The organism is Bacillus sp. FSL K6-0994 (genome assembly GCF_038630815.1).
Taxonomy (GTDB): Bacteria; Bacillota; Bacilli; order Bacillales; family Bacillaceae; genus Bacillus; species Bacillus safensis.
In genome coordinates, this window is record NZ_CP152043.1 from 1,063,979 (window position 1) to 1,078,633 (window position 14,655).

Consider the following 14,655-nt stretch of genomic DNA (forward strand, 5'->3'; position numbering starts at 1 on the left):
TAGACATGAATAAAACGATCGTGTTCAAGTGTGGAGGCAGTGTCATTCGAGAACTTTCAGATACCTTTTATGAAAATGTCCGCTCACTTCAAGCCGCTGGATTTAAACTGGCTATCGTGCATGGCGGAGGACCTGAAATCACCGACATGCTGCAAAAATTAGAAGTGAAAACAGAATTTGTTGACGGGCAGCGTAAAACAACGAAGCCTGTGTTAGAGGTAGCCGAAATGGTTCTTTCGGGAACGGTCAATAAATACTTTGTGTCAGAGCTCGCAAAGCATGATATTTCATCTGTCGGCGTATCCGGTAAAGATGGGCAGATGCTTGTCGCCGATTTCCTAGATCAAGACGTTTACGGGTACGTTGGCGAAATCAAAGAAGTTCATCCAGAGATGGCAGAAGCACTCATGGAAAAACAATTCATTCCTGTAATTGCGCCGCTGTCTATGACGGAAGAATGCCAAACCTTAAATGTGAATGCCGATTTAGCAGCATCAGCTGTCGCCGGAGCCATGAAGGCTGATAAGCTCATGTTTGTCACAGATGTTGAAGGCATTTTAAAAAATGGTGAACTATTAGATGTCGTCACCGAACAAGAAGCCCTTTCACTCATTGATGAAGGCATTATTTCCGGGGGAATGATTCCAAAAGTACAATCCGCATTGAGTGCTTTATCAGGTGATGTGGATGAAGTGATGATCGTAAATGGCAAAGGCAGTATCTTTACAGGAGAAACCTTTAAAGGAACAAGAATTGTGAAACAAAAGGAGGCGGTCCTGTGAGTCATCTCTTTCAAACTTATGGACGGTGGAATGTTGAAATTAAAGAGGCTGCAGGTTCTTGGGCAGTCGATACAAATGGAAAAAAATATTTAGACTTTATACAAGGCATTGCGGTTACAAATTTAGGCCACAATCACCCAAAGGTCAATGAAGCCATTAAGGAACAGCTTGACCACGTCTGGCATGTATCAAATCTATTTGAAAATGGACTGCAAGAAAAAGCAGCAGAAAAGCTGGCAGAAAACAGTTCAGGGGATCTCGTGTTTTTCTGCAATAGCGGGGCAGAGGCAAATGAAGGTGCCATTAAATTAGCACGTAAAGCGACAGGGAAAACAAATATCATTACATTTTTGCACTCTTTCCATGGGCGCACGTATGCTGGTATGGCTGCGACAGGCCAAGATAAAATCAAAACTGGCTTTGGCCCTATGCTAGAAGGCTTTCACTACGTACCGTTTAATGATCCAGACGCTATGTCAGCGTGTGAAGTCGATGATGTGGCAGCGGTGATGCTGGAGGTTGTGCAAGGTGAAGGTGGAGTGAATCCAGCGACACCAGAATTTCTAGAAGCCGTTCAAGCATTTTGCAAAAAGCATGAAGCACTGCTGATTGTAGATGAAATCCAAACCGGCATCGGTCGAACAGGAACAGCATTTGCGTACGAAGAGACGTGTCTTGACCCTGATATTATCTCTTCGGCAAAAGGGTTAGGAAGCGGCTTTCCAGTTGGTGCAGTCATAGGGAAAAAAGCTCTAGGAGATGCATTCTCGCCAGGTTCACATGGTACAACATTTGGTGGAAATATGCTTGCCATGGCGGCTGTGAATGCGACACTCGATGTCATTTTCAAAGAAGAGTTTCTTTCAGAAGTGAAAGAAAAGGGTGATTACCTGTTAGAAAAGCTGCAAAATGTCAAACAGCTGAATATCGTAAAAGAAGTGCGGGGAAAAGGATTGATGGCAGGTATTGAATGTGATCAGCCAGTCGCCGGCTATATCACAGCTCTTAGAGAACAAGGGCTGCTGGTGCTTCCAGCTGGTCCGAATGTCATTCGTTTATTACCTCCGCTGAATGTGAAGAAAGCAGAGCTGGATCAAGCGATCGAAGCAATTGTTCAAGTATTAGCCAATAAAACAGTTTCGGTGTAAATTTTTTTTACAAACAAACGTATAAAAATGCATTTATATCATTAATTATTCAATTTTGGGGTGACATAAGCATGAAGGGTTATTTAAATTTAGAAGATGGAGCCTCTTTTGAAGGAGATCTGACAGGAGAAGCTGGCATCACAGGTGAAGTGGTCTTTTTTACAGGTATGACAGGTTATCAAGAGGTGCTCACAGATCCTTCCTATAAAGGTCAGATCATTGTTTTCACTTATCCGCTGATCGGAAATTACGGCATTAACCATGAAGACTTTGAGAGCAAGAAGCCTCAAGTAAAAGCGGTAGTTGTTTACGAGGCAGCAGAGCATTTTTCACATCATCTTGCAGCGGTCAGCTTAAAAGATTATTTACAAAAGTGGAATATCCCGCTTCTGACACATACAGATACGCGCGCAGTTGTGCAAAACATCCGGGCAAATGGAACGATGAACGCTGTGCTCAGTGTAGACGAAAACGAAACACCGCCTGCAATGAAACAAGACAATGTCGTCGCACAGGTGACAGATAGTGAGATTTACACACAAGGCAGCGGTGAGGAACATGTGGCGCTCATTGATTTTGGCTTTAAAAAATCAATTGCAGATTCGCTTGCAGCGCGTGGCTGTAAAGTAACCGTCATTCCATATAAACAAATGGAAAAGGTATTTGAGATCAAGCCGGATGCGATCCTCTTGTCAAACGGACCTGGAGACCCGAAAACCATGACACCGTATTTAAAAACAATTCATGACATCATGATGTCATTTCCGACACTTGGGATCTGCCTAGGTCACCAATTAATCGCTCTTGCACTTGGCGGAGATACGTATAAGCTGCCATTTGGCCACAGGGGAGCGAATCATCCTGTCCAGGATACAGAATCCAAACGTGTCTTTATGACAAGTCAGAACCATAGCTATGTTGTGAATGAAAAAAGCATGAATGACAAAGAAGTGGATGTGAAATTCCTTCATGTCAATGATGGATCTGTAGAAGGATTCATTCATAAAGAAAAGCTGATTATGTCAGTTCAATTTCATCCAGAAGCACACCCAGGGCCTGCTGAAAGTGAATGGGTATTCGATGATTTTATTGAGAAAGTGAAACAAGCAAGGAGAGAAGTCGCACATGCCTAAAGATCAAAGCATACAAACCATTCTAGTCATCGGGTCTGGTCCAATCATCATTGGTCAGGCAGCAGAATTTGATTACTCAGGAACACAAGGATGTATGGCCTTAAAAGAAGAAGGCTACAAAGTCATCTTAGTGAATAATAACCCAGCAACCATTATGACAGACGAGTCATTTGCTGATGAAATCTATTTTGAACCGCTTTCAGTTGATTCAGTGACAAGAATCATTGAAAAGGAAAAACCAGATGGTCTTTTAGCCAACCTTGGCGGACAGACGGCTTTAAACCTTGCTGTCGAGTTAGAAAAAGCCGGTGTGCTGAAAAAGCATGGGGTGACTCTGCTCGGAACGTCAGTTGAAACCATTGAAAACGGTGAAGATCGAGAGAAATTCCGTGCTCTCATGAAGCATTTGAACGAACCTGTGCCAGATAGTGAAATTGTGGATAATGCGGAAGATGCTCTTCAATTTGCAAAAGAAGTCGGCTTCCCGGTTATCCTAAGACCAGCATACACACTTGGCGGTAAAGGCGGCGGAATCGCTCTAACAGAAGAGGCGTTTAAGCCGCTCATTGAAGGAGCTCTTTTAGCGAGTCCAATTCACCAGTGTTTAGTTGAAAAAAGCATAGCTGGCTTTAAAGAAGTCGAATATGAGGTCATGAGAGACCGTCAAAATACGTGTATCACGGTATGCAACATGGAAAATATCGATCCAGTTGGTGTGCATACAGGAGACTCGATTGTCGTAGCACCTTCCCAAACATTAACAGATCAGGATTACCAAATGCTCCGTTCTGCAAGCCTGAAAATCATTTCAGCGCTGGATGTAGTCGGCGGCTGCAACATCCAATTTGCCCTTGATCCACTCAGTAAAGAATACTTTGTCATTGAGGTGAATCCTCGGGTCAGCCGTTCTTCCGCTCTTGCATCAAAAGCAACAGGCTATCCGATTGCGAAAATGGCAGCTAAGCTTGCGGTGGGTTATACGCTAGACGAATTGAAAAACCCGCTCACAGGCACAACCTATGCTAGTTTTGAGCCAGCACTCGATTATGTTGTCGTGAAATTCCCGCGCTGGCCGTTTGATAAATTTAAACAGGCAGACCGTCAATTAGGCACAAAAATGAAGGCCACTGGTGAAGTCATGGCGATTGATCGGAATTTAGAGTCAGCCATTCAAAAAGCAGTTGCATCACTTGAAATTAAAACGAAGGGCTTCCACCTTCCAGAACTGAAAGAGCAATCGACAGAACAATTATTTGAACTCATCAAAACACCAGACGATCGCCGGTTTTTCGCTGTTATGGAGCTTCTTTCAAGACAAGAAACGGTTGAAACGATTCATCAAACGACGAAAATTGATCGATTCTTCTTACATGTGTTCCAGAATATGATTACGCTCGAACAAGAATTGAAAGATCATAAGGGGACGCTATCAAAAGATACCTTGAAAAAGATAAAGGAAAAGGGTTTCCTTGATGAAACGATTGCTCTACTTACGGGTCACACGGAAGAGTCAATCAGGCAGCTTCGTCAAGAATACGGCATTGCTGCTTCATTTAAAATTGTTGACACATGTGCGGCGGAATTTGATGCTAAAACGAATTACTTCTATTCCACGTACTTCGGCAAAAGCGATGGTGAACATCAAGAAAAAACAAAGCAACGTGCACTCATCATTGGCTCTGGTCCGATTCGAATCGGGCAGGGGGTCGAGTTTGATTATAGCGCTGTTCATGGCGTTCTGACCTTGCAAAAGCTTGGATTTGAAACCATCATGATGAACAACAATCCAGAAACAGTCAGTACTGATTATGAGATTGCAGATCGTTTATATTTTGAGCCGATTACATTAGAGCACATTTTAAATGTTGTGGAAGCAGAACAAATTGATTTCGTCATTGTCCAATTTGGCGGACAGACTGCAATCAATGTCGCAGAAGGCTTGGAAAAAGCCGGTGTCACGTTGTTAGGTACGTCCTTTGATACGCTGGATGCACTTGAAGACCGTGATTTATTCTATCAGCTTCTTGATGAACTGAATCTTCCTCACGCAAAAGGAGATACGGCTCATTCAAAAGAAGAAGCACTCGTACATGCGAAAAGCATCGGTTACCCTGTATTAATTCGCCCATCGTATGTCATTGGCGGAATGGGAATGATCGTTGTTCAGTCAGAAGCACATTTGGCGTCACTGCTTGATCAGCCAGATCATTTGCCATACCCAATCTTAATTGATGAGTACGTCACTGGAAAAGAAATTGAAGTCGATCTTATTTCTGACGGAAAAAAGGCGTTCATTCCAACCATCGTAGAACATATTGAGAAAGCGGGCGTGCACTCAGGTGACAGCTTTGCCATTTTACCAAGTATCTCAATCAGTGAAGACATCAAACAGCAGGTGCATACCGCGTCTGAACAAATAGCGAAGAAATTAGCGTTCAAGGGCATTATGAATATCCAATTTGTCATCAAAGGGGATCAGGCGCTTGTATTAGAAGTGAATCCGAGGGCAAGCCGGACTGTACCGGTCGTCAGTAAGGTAATGGGCATTGATATGATCCCAATGGCCACTCAATTATTAGCTGGTGCGTCGCTTGAAGAACTAAACCCTGCAACGAAAAACAAAGGGGGGACAGCGGTCAAATTCCCAGTGTTCTCATCACATGCCATTCAAGATATCGACCTCAAGCTGACACCTGAAATGAAAGCGACAGGAGAAGGAATGTGTGTAGGCAAGAACGCCGAAAGCGCCTTGAAAAAAGTATTTGCGCCGATCTGGAAGCAAAAAGGAAGCCTTTTTATACAAGGCAGCGAGCAATTGATAGATGAAGCGAAGCATGCAGGCTTTGACGTCTGGACTGGCAGCTTTGAATCTTGGCTGCAGAATGAAAATAAATCCCTTCATATTCATTTAGGAGAAGATGAAGAGGCAAAAGAGCAGCGTGTAAAAGCACTCACACACGGCGTTCAAGTCCTAACCGAATATGAAACAGTTCAAGCATTCCTGCAAGGAAAAAATGGAGATGTATCACCAGTATCGCTCCATGAATTATATAAAAAGGAAGTGACGGCATGAGTCAAGTCGACGTGCAACCTGCATTATACGGAAAAGACTTTTTATCATTAAAAGATTTCTCAATCCATGAGATTGCATATTTAATTGAAAAAGCGGAAGAAATGAAACAAAACCCATATCAAGATTTATTCAAAGGAAAAACGTTAGCGATGATCTTTGAAAAATCTTCAACTAGAACCCGTGTCTCGTTTGAAGCGGGGATGACGCAGCTAGGAGGACATGCGCTCTTCCTCAGCTCAAATGATTTGCAAATTGGCAGAGGAGAAACCATCAGTGATACAGCGCAGGTGCTGTCTGGTTATGTCGACGGTATTATGATTCGAACCTTTGAACATGAGAAGGTTGAAGAGCTTGCACAATACGCGTCTATTCCAGTCATTAATGGATTAACCGACTACTCACATCCATGTCAGGCGCTTGCTGATTTATTAACCATTAAAGAAACAAAAGGTACTTTAAAAGGAATCAAAGTGGCCTATATCGGTGACGGAAATAACGTGGCGCACTCCTTGATGATCGGCTGTGCGCAGCTAGGCTGTGACATTGCGGTTGCATCACCAAAAGGCTATGAACCACTTCAAGAAGTCACAGACACTGCCCGTGAGTTTGCAAAAAAATCAGGGGCAGAAGTGACCGTGACAACAGATCCTGTTGCAGCTGTAAAAGATGCAGATGTTATTTATTCAGATGTGTTTACAAGCATGGGGCAGGAAGCAGAAACAGAGAAACGTCTTGCTGAATTTAAAGAATATCAAGTCAATAACGAACTGATGAGTCATGCAGCAAAGGATTATATTTTCCTTCATTGTCTCCCGGCACATCGCGGGGAAGAAGTGACGGCAGATATTATTGACGGGCCGCACTCAAAAGTATTTCAACAGGCAGAAAACCGCCTGCATGTGCAAAAAGCGTTAATGAAAGAACTTATGTATCAACTATCCAAATAAATCCAAGTGTCCCTGACTCGTATGAGCAGGGACTTTTTGCATAAAGGATTGGAGAGGCAAGGGACGGGACATAATAACATCAATCGAGAAAGGAGGATGAAAATGGGTCAGCAGCATCAGTTTAAATCAGGGAATAAAGCACCGAATAATGGTGTGTATATCGAGATCGGTGAAACTGGCAGTATGGTGAAAGATCCTTTAAAGATTAAGCTTAAAGCAGGCGACGTCTTTCCTGATAACTCGAACCATAATCGTGTTTGGACCTACCAAAGAAAGCCGTAAGCAATTGACTAAGAGTCAGCAGGAATAAGACTTTAGAGGCATGTGTCATGCCTCTTTTTTCTTTATAATAAAAAACAATTAAGTTCAAATTTTCAAATAAATAGTATGAAAAAAAGAGAACTTAAGGTAAAATATGTAATATATTGTTGAAAGGATTTGTGTGATGGAAAAGATGAATCTCAGTGAAAGTGTTTGGAATAAACGCTTCACCTCATTATTCATATCAAGACTCATTAAAAACACAGGGGAAAGTTTTGCTTTTACATCCGTCCTTTGGCTATTGATTTTAAGAGGGGATGGAGCGCTCGGTACAGGACTTCTTCTAGCAGTAACGGTTCTCCCTTCATCTTTGTTAGCCCCAATTTTAGGACCTCTTATGAAAAAGCACCATTTGTCTAAATGGATGTTCGCTTCAGATGTTGTTCGAGCAACAATTGTACTCATTATTCCACTTCTGCACTTTTCGCATCTATTGCCTCTATGGTTATTGATTTCATTAATGGTTATTCAATCGGCAACAGGTGCAGCATATAATCCAGCTTCGGTGGCGATCTTACCGCAGATTGTTCCAAAGCATCTCATTCAAAAAGCAAATGCAATCCTGCAATCTTCTTTTGAGATTGTTGCACTTGCAGCAGTCATGGTAGCTGGTCTTTTGGTTAAATTAATTGGACCTGCAGATACTCTGCTGATCACCACTGCTTTATTTGTGATTTCTGGTCTGTTTATTATCGGGGTCAAACTAAAGAAAACCGATGAAGAAAAAGCAGCGGGCATTAAACAAGCGAAGAATACATATTTGTATAACTTAAAAAGAGGGTTTCTCGTTGTCAAAAACCATCACATTTTATTTGCGCTCACGCTGTATTGTATCTTAATGAATGTCGCAGCAGCTCCGTGGCAGGCACTGTCAGCGGTATACGTAGCAGAAGCGCTGCAAAGCGACTCCATGGTGTATTCCATTTTAAGAGGTGTTGCCGCAGTTGGCGCGTTTATGATGGGCTTTGCTCTGGCAAAGGTGAAAATTAAGAGATTTGGTTTGTTCTTTATTGTCGCTGGCATGATTGAAGGGGCTGCATTCTTTATGACAGGGATGAGTACATGGCTGCCGGTTGTTCTGCTTGCTTCCTTTATTTTCGGAGCTGCTGTCAGTGCGATCAATGTGCCGGAAATGGTCATTATTCAAACATCTGTTGACCAAGAGGATCAGCCGCAAGTATATGCTGTGATCAATGCCTCATCAAATGTCTTTCTCCCGCTTGCAGCTGTCGTATCAGGCGTCCTGGCAGAAAGATTTGGAGCGGGACCTGTCATTGCTGGCGGAGGAATCCTTGAAATTTTATCAGGTATCGCGATCTTCCTGTTTACAGGGCTTGCGAAAAGCCATTTGACTCAAGACAAACAGAAGTCCGAAACCGTCGAGGTATAAACAATAAAAACCCCCTGTATGTTTAAGGCAGGGGGTTTTAGCGTGCCGCAATCACTCTGAAAAGAAAGAAAAAAGAGCTAAACATCAATTTAGCTCTTTTTCACAAGTCATATTAAGAATGTTTTGTTGAACTTTCCGTTTCTTTCATTGGACTTACTTCAGCAAAGATGAATAAAATAACCGTAAACACAACTGCAAGAATGGAAGTGAGCGTAAAATCATAAGCAGCTCCATTCATAGAGGCAACGATGTAACCAGCCATATGTGTCAGCAGAAAAGTCCAAATGAGGGTGATAATATAATGCATAATCCCACCGTCCTTTATGTAACAATCTATTGATTATCATACCATAGATGCAAGTGAAGGGAAAAGACTGTTTTCCGCCTTTATGTGACCATTTTAAGACCTTCTGCTATAAAAATAAAAAGAATTCTTCTGTCTTTAGGGGATTTCCTTATTCCTACAAGAGTTGTTGTTCATATCATAGAAAGCAGAATCACTGAAAGGAGGCTGGCCATATGGGTGTAAGCGAACGTTTTTTCCAGCTTGGTTCCCAGTGGAACATCATTCACCTTCCTCAAAAACCAAATGGCTTTGGCATTCTAATCCTCGGTGACCGAAATCACTTTGTGCAGGAAAATACATCATTCTGGCTTCAGCATTATGGAAGAAACCAGCTTTTAACTGCCTTAAAGGATGAAGGATATACATTGTTTAATAGTCATCTTCATGGGAATCACTGGGGATGCGAAGATGCTGTTTTTAGTGCCAAGCAGCTCGTGCATCACACACTAAAACAAGAAATATTAAACCGGGAAATTCATGTGCTCGCAGAGGGAATGGGTGCACTTGTTGCTATGAGCCTTGCTGAGGAGATGCCTGAAGTACTAAGGTCCATTGCGATGGTGAATCCATGTCTGAATCTGGATGCACAACGAGAAAGAGAAAAGGAACACAAATTCTTTTATAAGCAGCTGCTCAAAGAGTTAGCAGAGAGCTATGGCTGTTCTGAAAAGGAAGCTGAAACGTATCCACTGCCTTCTTGTCCTGTTCATTCTGCTCATGTACCGATTCATATATGGCAAAGGCTAAACGGCGCACCTTATGCATATGAACTTCACGCAAAGCCTTTTATTGATCAGCATATGAAAAATCCAGAACATTGTCAGGTCGATCTCACGCTGCATATGTTTGATCATCCGAGAAGAATCTTTCAATCCATTCACAAGTTTTATAAATCGCATGAAAGAGAATTGTGATGAATAGGATGATAACAGCCCTTCATAGAAAGGGCTCTTCTTTTTATTCGATATTAAAAAAGGGGACGTGAACATGGAAACAGGACTGATCATAGGGGCAGATGAGTTTTTTGGCCTGACACTTTGTGAATATATGATGAAAGAGGGCATTCAAGTGGATATCACGCGTCCTCATGATCTTAAAGAAGAACAAAAGGCACTGTTAGAAGAGCGGATGATGTGGCTGGGCAGAAATGATCTCGTTCGTGTCATTGACCTTCAGGATAGCAAAGACACGTATGACCTCATTTTTATTCAATCAGAGGAACCGCATAACAGGCAGAAAGACATCAAAGCAGAGCATGGCATGTACCAGATTCTTTATGAAAAACCTGAAAATGAATCAGTGAAACAGGATGTGCCGGCAGTTATTCTTCCTCGCATGTTCGGACCATGGACACTCAATGAAGATCAAACAAAGCGTGCAGATTCACTTTTTGTAGAAGATGTGGCAAAGGAATTGTTACAATGGGCTTCGGACACAGGTCAAAGACAGGACATGACGTATGAATTGAAGGTAGAAAGCCAAACAGATGACAAACAAGCAGAAGACATGATTGCAGAATGGAAAAGACAAAACTCAACATTTTTCGACAAAAAGCAAGAATGATCTTCCATCTTATCTTTTTTCAGTATAAAATAAACCTATATTTAACATACAGGTTCATCACTGCATGTTGCAAAAGGGAGTTGAACATGGCATGAAGTACCAGCGGCTTGTCATGATCTTTTCGTTCCTTCTTCTATTAACTGCCTGCTCGCAGGCGCCTTTAAAAGGAAAAATTGAGAAGGTGGGTTTACTCGTCCCCGATACGATCAATGATCAAGTTTGGGGAACGAAAGGTTATAAAGGCTTATTAAGTATCCAATCAACATTTGGTGTAGATGTTTATTATAAGGAAGGAATGGTCGACAAGGAGAAAATCGTTGATGCCATTGAAGAATTCCATAAAAAAGGAGTCAATTTAATTATTGGCCATGGCAATGAATACAGTGAAATTTTTAACTTGATCAGTGAAGATTATCCAAACATACAATTTATTACGGTCAATGGAAACAAGCCTCAGGCGGGCAATGTCACAAACGTGACGTTTAAAGGTGAAGCGATGGGCTTTTTCGGAGGCATGACAGCTGCACATATGTCAAAAACAAAAAAGATTGGTATTCTTGCTACATATGATTGGCAAAGTGAAGTAGACGGCTTTATCAAAGGAGCAAAATATCAAGATGAACATGTACAAGTATTAGCAGAGTTTGTCGAAAACTGGGATGATGCTGACAAAGCGGTGGAGCTCTATCAAAAATTAAAAAAGCAGGGCGTTGATGTTGTGTATCCAGCAGGTGATGGTTATAATATCCCTGTCATTGAACAAATCAAAGCCGATAATTTATCAGCGATCGGATACGTCACCGATCAATCCAACCTCGGCAGCCATACAGTTTTAACGAGCACTGTACAGCATGTTGATAAGGCGTACAGTATCATTGCAAAGAAGTTTAATGAAGGCAAGCTAAATGAACAAGATGAGTACTCCTTTGATTTTAAAGAAGGAGTGGTCGAGATGGGGAAATTTAGCTCCACCATTGACGACGCTTTTGTGAAAGACATTGAAAGTGATATTGCGTCTTACAAAAAAACCGGAAAACTGCCAAATGAAAAGTGAGGAGACGACGACATGCAGCACGAAAAATCGATGGAATTTTTACAAATTGCCATGAAGTATTTTCCGCAGGCGAAGGAAGAGTTAGATAAAGCAGGGATTCAGCTTGACCCTGAAGCACTTCAGCCGCTTCTAACATTATTTACATCTGTCATGCAGGAAGCATACGAGCTTGGAAAAGCAGATGCAGAATCAGAAAAAGCCACAGAATAGTGGCTTTTTTTATGATAATTTTTTCTTGAAGGCACTAATCATAGGGCCAACATCTTTAAACACAGGCTTCAGCTCATCGATGGAGTTCATAATGTTCCCAATTTGATTCATGACATGCATGTAGTCAATTGAGTCCTCACTTGAAGATGTCTCCGCACGTTCCTCCTTTGCCTCTGTCTTGCTTTTCTCCTTCTCAATCGGCTGTCCAAACATCATTGCTGAGAAAATATCTTTTTGTGCCATATCACATGTTCCTTTCTACTATTGGTATATATCATTAATCTATGAAAAAAGTGAGAGGAAAGGTTAGACGTTTGTATTGCCAAGAAGAAAAAAATAAGGTAAAATTAGTACCAGATACTAATATAAGATCACAATATCACATGCTCGTATGAGTAAAAGGAGTCTTATTCAATGAATGCTGGAATTATTGGCCTTGGCCGCTATATACCTGAAAAAGTATTAACAAATCATGATTTAGAAAAAATGGTTGAAACTTCTGACGAGTGGATTCGTACTAGAACAGGTATAGAAGAAAGAAGAATTGCATCTGATGATGTCAATACATCTCATATGGCGCTTGCTGCTGCAAAAAAAGCATTAGCTGCCGCAGATGTGGCTGCAGAAGATATCGATATGATTCTTGTGGCGACAGTCACGCCAGATCAAGCATTTCCGACAGTTGCTTGCATGATTCAAGAGCAGCTCGGTGCACATAAAGCATGTGCAATGGATATTAGCGCTGCGTGTGCTGGCTTTATGTATGGGCTTGTTACTGGAAAACAATTTATCGAATCAGGAACTTACAAACACGTGCTTGTTGTCGGTGTAGAAAAGCTTTCTCGCATTACAGACTGGGATGACCGTAATACTGCTGTTTTGTTTGGAGATGGAGCTGGAGCTGCTGTGCTGGGAGAAGTCAGCGAAGGCAAAGGAATTCTATCATTTGAACTTGGAGCAGATGGAAGCGGCGGGAAGCACTTGTACTTAGATGAAAAAGATCATACAATCATGAATGGACGAGAAGTATTTAAATTTGCTGTAAGACAAATGGGAGAGTCAAGTGTAAATGTCATTGAAAAAGCTGGACTATCAAAAGAAGACGTTGATTTCTTGATCCCGCATCAAGCAAATATTCGCATTATGGAAGCAGCACGCGAACGCTTAGAGCTTCCAGTTGAAAAAATGTCGAAGACGGTTCATAAATACGGAAACACATCAGCAGCATCCATTCCAATTTCACTATGTGAAGAAATCGAAGCCGGAAAAATTCATGACGGCGATGTGATTGTAATGGTTGGTTTTGGTGGCGGATTAACTTGGGGCGCAATCGCTATGCGATGGGGCCGATAAAAGAGTGGGGTGCACAAATTAATGGATAAGAAACGAGTAGTTGTTACAGGATTAGGTGCTTTGACACCTCTTGGCAACGATGTAGAGTCAACATGGAAAAATGCTTTAGCGGGTGTATCAGGGGTTGGACCGATTACACGTGTCGATTCAAGTGAATATACCGCAAAAGTAGCGGCAGAACTAAAAGATTTTAACATTGAAGATTACATGGAGAAAAAAGAAGCGCGAAAAATGGCACGCTTCACACAATATGCAGTCGTTGCAGCTCAAAAAGCGCTGGAAGATTCACGTCTTGAAATCACAGATGAAATCGCACCGCGTGTTGGTGTATGGGTTGGGTCTGGTATTGGCGGGCTTGAAACATTTGAAGAGCAGTTCGAAGTGTATTCAAATAAAGGGGCAAGACGCGTCAGTCCATTCTTCGTCCCAATGATGATTCCTGATATGGCGACAGGCCAAATCTCTATTGCACTTGGCGCAAAAGGGGTTAACTCTTGTACGGTGACAGCATGTGCAACAGGAACAAACTCGATTGGTGATGCATTTAAAGTTATTCAGCGCGGAGATGCAGATGCAATGATCACAGGCGGAACAGAAGCGCCATTAACAAAAATGTCGTTTGCAGGTTTCTGTGCGAACAAAGCCCTTTCGACAAATCCTGATCCAAAGACAGCAAGCCGTCCGTTCGACAAAAACCGTGACGGATTTGTCATGGGTGAGGGTGCAGGGATTATTGTTCTTGAAGAACTTGAGCATGCCTTAAAACGTGGTGCGACCATTTATGCAGAAATCGTTGGTTATGGTTCAACTGGAGATGCCTACCATATTACAGCACCAGCTCCAAATGGAGAAGGCGGCGTCCGTGCAATGAAAGAAGCGATTCGAGATGCAGGGTTGTCTGTGGAAGATATTGATTATATCAATGCCCACGGTACAAGCACACCTTACAATGATAAATTTGAAACAATGGCGATTAAAGAAGTATTCGGAGAGCATGCGAACCAGCTTGCGATCAGTTCGACAAAATCAATGACAGGTCACTTACTTGGCGCAGCAGGCGGAGTAGAAGCCATTTTCTCTGTTCTTGCGATTAAAGACAGCGTCCTTCCTCCAACCATTAATCTTGAAACACCGGATGAAGAATGTGATCTTGATTATGTAGCAAATGAAGCACGTTCAAAAGAAGTACAAGTGGCTTTAAGTAACTCACTTGGTTTTGGCGGGCATAATGCGACAATTATTTTCAAAAAATACGAAGCGTAATACTTTCTGAGAAAGCGGCGGTCGATAAACAGATCGCCGCTTTTTTGCATATGATGAAAATGGAGGTGTTCA

At 42.1% G+C, this 14,655-nt stretch carries 15 protein-coding genes; 13 read left to right on the forward strand and 2 right to left on the reverse strand.

The features are described 5' to 3' along the window. Window positions 1–5: 5 nt before the first annotated feature. The 7 genes from argB (at window position 6) to MHB69_RS05405 (ending at window position 8,794) form a co-directional block, all read left to right on the forward strand. Complete coding sequence (gene argB, locus MHB69_RS05375; protein WP_025093396.1) at window positions 6–782, forward strand: acetylglutamate kinase; 777 nt, start codon at window positions 6–8, stop codon at window positions 780–782. Then, window positions 779–1,930 carry an acetylornithine transaminase gene (locus MHB69_RS05380; protein WP_120207310.1) on the forward strand — a complete coding sequence of 384 codons (1,152 nt, stop codon included), beginning with the start codon at window positions 779–781 and terminating at the stop codon, window positions 1,928–1,930. Before argB ends, MHB69_RS05380 begins: the two co-directional genes overlap by 4 nt. A 71-nt stretch (window positions 1,931–2,001) precedes the next feature. After that, window positions 2,002–3,063, forward strand: a complete 1,062-nt coding sequence (locus MHB69_RS05385) for a carbamoyl phosphate synthase small subunit (RefSeq protein ID WP_024425061.1) — start codon at window positions 2,002–2,004, stop codon at window positions 3,061–3,063. Next, a complete protein-coding gene (locus MHB69_RS05390) occupies window positions 3,056–6,136 on the forward strand; it encodes a carbamoyl phosphate synthase large subunit (protein ID WP_342496066.1) in 3,081 nt (1,026 codons plus the stop codon). Before MHB69_RS05385 ends, MHB69_RS05390 begins: the two co-directional genes overlap by 8 nt. After that, window positions 6,133–7,083 carry an ornithine carbamoyltransferase gene (gene argF / locus MHB69_RS05395; protein ID WP_342496067.1) on the forward strand — a complete coding sequence of 317 codons (951 nt, stop codon included), beginning with the start codon at window positions 6,133–6,135 and terminating at the stop codon, window positions 7,081–7,083. The genes MHB69_RS05390 and argF overlap by 4 nt, the downstream gene beginning before the upstream one ends. Window positions 7,084–7,185: 102 nt before the next feature. Next, the gene (locus MHB69_RS05400; protein WP_008348517.1) at window positions 7,186–7,365 is read left to right on the forward strand and encodes a YjzC family protein; all 180 of its coding nucleotides are present in this window, start codon (window positions 7,186–7,188) and stop codon (window positions 7,363–7,365) included. A 163-nt stretch (window positions 7,366–7,528) separates the two neighbouring features. Then, entirely contained in the window at window positions 7,529–8,794 is a 1,266-nt protein-coding gene (locus MHB69_RS05405) for an MFS transporter (protein ID WP_041117120.1), read from the forward strand. Window positions 8,795–8,906: 112 nt separating this feature from the next. On the opposite strand, the gene MHB69_RS05410 is transcribed toward MHB69_RS05405, so the two are convergent. Next, a complete protein-coding gene (locus tag MHB69_RS05410; protein WP_003211779.1) occupies window positions 8,907–9,101 on the reverse strand; it encodes a YjzD family protein in 195 nt (64 codons plus the stop codon). A 212-nt stretch (window positions 9,102–9,313) separates the two neighbouring features. Here MHB69_RS05410 and MHB69_RS05415 point away from each other — a divergent pair, with 212 nt between their 5' ends. From MHB69_RS05415 to MHB69_RS05430, 4 genes are all read left to right on the forward strand, one after another. Beyond that, the gene (locus MHB69_RS05415; protein WP_024425057.1) at window positions 9,314–10,054 is read left to right on the forward strand and encodes a hypothetical protein; all 741 of its coding nucleotides are present in this window, start codon (window positions 9,314–9,316) and stop codon (window positions 10,052–10,054) included. A gap of 73 nt (window positions 10,055–10,127) precedes the next feature. Further along, complete coding sequence (locus MHB69_RS05420) at window positions 10,128–10,703, forward strand: nad binding enzyme (protein WP_342496068.1); 576 nt, start codon at window positions 10,128–10,130, stop codon at window positions 10,701–10,703. A 91-nt stretch (window positions 10,704–10,794) separates the two neighbouring features. Then, window positions 10,795–11,757 carry a BMP family ABC transporter substrate-binding protein gene (locus tag MHB69_RS05425; RefSeq protein WP_034282085.1) on the forward strand — a complete coding sequence of 321 codons (963 nt, stop codon included), beginning with the start codon at window positions 10,795–10,797 and terminating at the stop codon, window positions 11,755–11,757. Window positions 11,758–11,769: 12 nt separating this feature from the next. After that, a complete protein-coding gene (locus MHB69_RS05430; RefSeq protein WP_034282083.1) occupies window positions 11,770–11,967 on the forward strand; it encodes a ComZ family protein in 198 nt (65 codons plus the stop codon). Between the two features lie 9 nt (window positions 11,968–11,976). On the opposite strand, the gene MHB69_RS05435 is transcribed toward MHB69_RS05430, so the two are convergent. After that, window positions 11,977–12,210, reverse strand: a complete 234-nt coding sequence (locus tag MHB69_RS05435; protein WP_034282082.1) for a hypothetical protein — start codon at window positions 12,208–12,210, stop codon at window positions 11,977–11,979. Between the two features lie 171 nt (window positions 12,211–12,381). Between MHB69_RS05435 and MHB69_RS05440 the strand changes: the two genes are divergently transcribed. Together MHB69_RS05440 and fabF are read left to right on the forward strand one after the other, a co-directional pair. Further along, the gene (locus tag MHB69_RS05440) at window positions 12,382–13,320 is read left to right on the forward strand and encodes a beta-ketoacyl-ACP synthase III (RefSeq protein ID WP_034282079.1); all 939 of its coding nucleotides are present in this window, start codon (window positions 12,382–12,384) and stop codon (window positions 13,318–13,320) included. A gap of 21 nt (window positions 13,321–13,341) precedes the next feature. After that, window positions 13,342–14,583 (forward strand): beta-ketoacyl-ACP synthase II, encoded by a 1,242-nt coding sequence (gene fabF / locus MHB69_RS05445; RefSeq protein WP_034282078.1) that lies wholly within the window; start codon window positions 13,342–13,344, stop codon window positions 14,581–14,583. Window positions 14,584–14,655 lie beyond the last annotated feature (72 nt).

Excerpts from the sequence above, each read along its gene's own strand:
- argB (WP_025093396.1), top strand. The coding sequence starts at position 6 with ATGAATAAAACGATCGTGTTCAAGTGTGGAGGCAGTGTCATTCGAGAA.
- MHB69_RS05385 (WP_024425061.1), top strand. The coding sequence starts at position 2,002 with ATGAAGGGTTATTTAAATTTAGAAGATGGAGCCTCTTTTGAAGGAGAT.
- MHB69_RS05390 (WP_342496066.1), top strand. The coding sequence starts at position 3,056 with ATGCCTAAAGATCAAAGCATACAAACCATTCTAGTCATCGGGTCTGGT.
- argF (WP_342496067.1), top strand. The coding sequence starts at position 6,133 with ATGAGTCAAGTCGACGTGCAACCTGCATTATACGGAAAAGACTTTTTA.
- MHB69_RS05400 (WP_008348517.1), top strand. The coding sequence starts at position 7,186 with ATGGGTCAGCAGCATCAGTTTAAATCAGGGAATAAAGCACCGAATAAT.
- MHB69_RS05405 (WP_041117120.1), top strand. The coding sequence starts at position 7,529 with ATGGAAAAGATGAATCTCAGTGAAAGTGTTTGGAATAAACGCTTCACC.
- MHB69_RS05410 (WP_003211779.1), bottom strand. The coding sequence starts at position 9,101 with ATGCATTATATTATCACCCTCATTTGGACTTTTCTGCTGACACATATG.
- MHB69_RS05415 (WP_024425057.1), top strand. The coding sequence starts at position 9,314 with ATGGGTGTAAGCGAACGTTTTTTCCAGCTTGGTTCCCAGTGGAACATC.
- MHB69_RS05420 (WP_342496068.1), top strand. The coding sequence starts at position 10,128 with ATGGAAACAGGACTGATCATAGGGGCAGATGAGTTTTTTGGCCTGACA.
- MHB69_RS05425 (WP_034282085.1), top strand. The coding sequence starts at position 10,795 with ATGAAGTACCAGCGGCTTGTCATGATCTTTTCGTTCCTTCTTCTATTA.
- MHB69_RS05430 (WP_034282083.1), top strand. The coding sequence starts at position 11,770 with ATGCAGCACGAAAAATCGATGGAATTTTTACAAATTGCCATGAAGTAT.
- MHB69_RS05435 (WP_034282082.1), bottom strand. The coding sequence starts at position 12,210 with ATGGCACAAAAAGATATTTTCTCAGCAATGATGTTTGGACAGCCGATT.
- MHB69_RS05440 (WP_034282079.1), top strand. The coding sequence starts at position 12,382 with ATGAATGCTGGAATTATTGGCCTTGGCCGCTATATACCTGAAAAAGTA.
- fabF (WP_034282078.1), top strand. The coding sequence starts at position 13,342 with ATGGATAAGAAACGAGTAGTTGTTACAGGATTAGGTGCTTTGACACCT.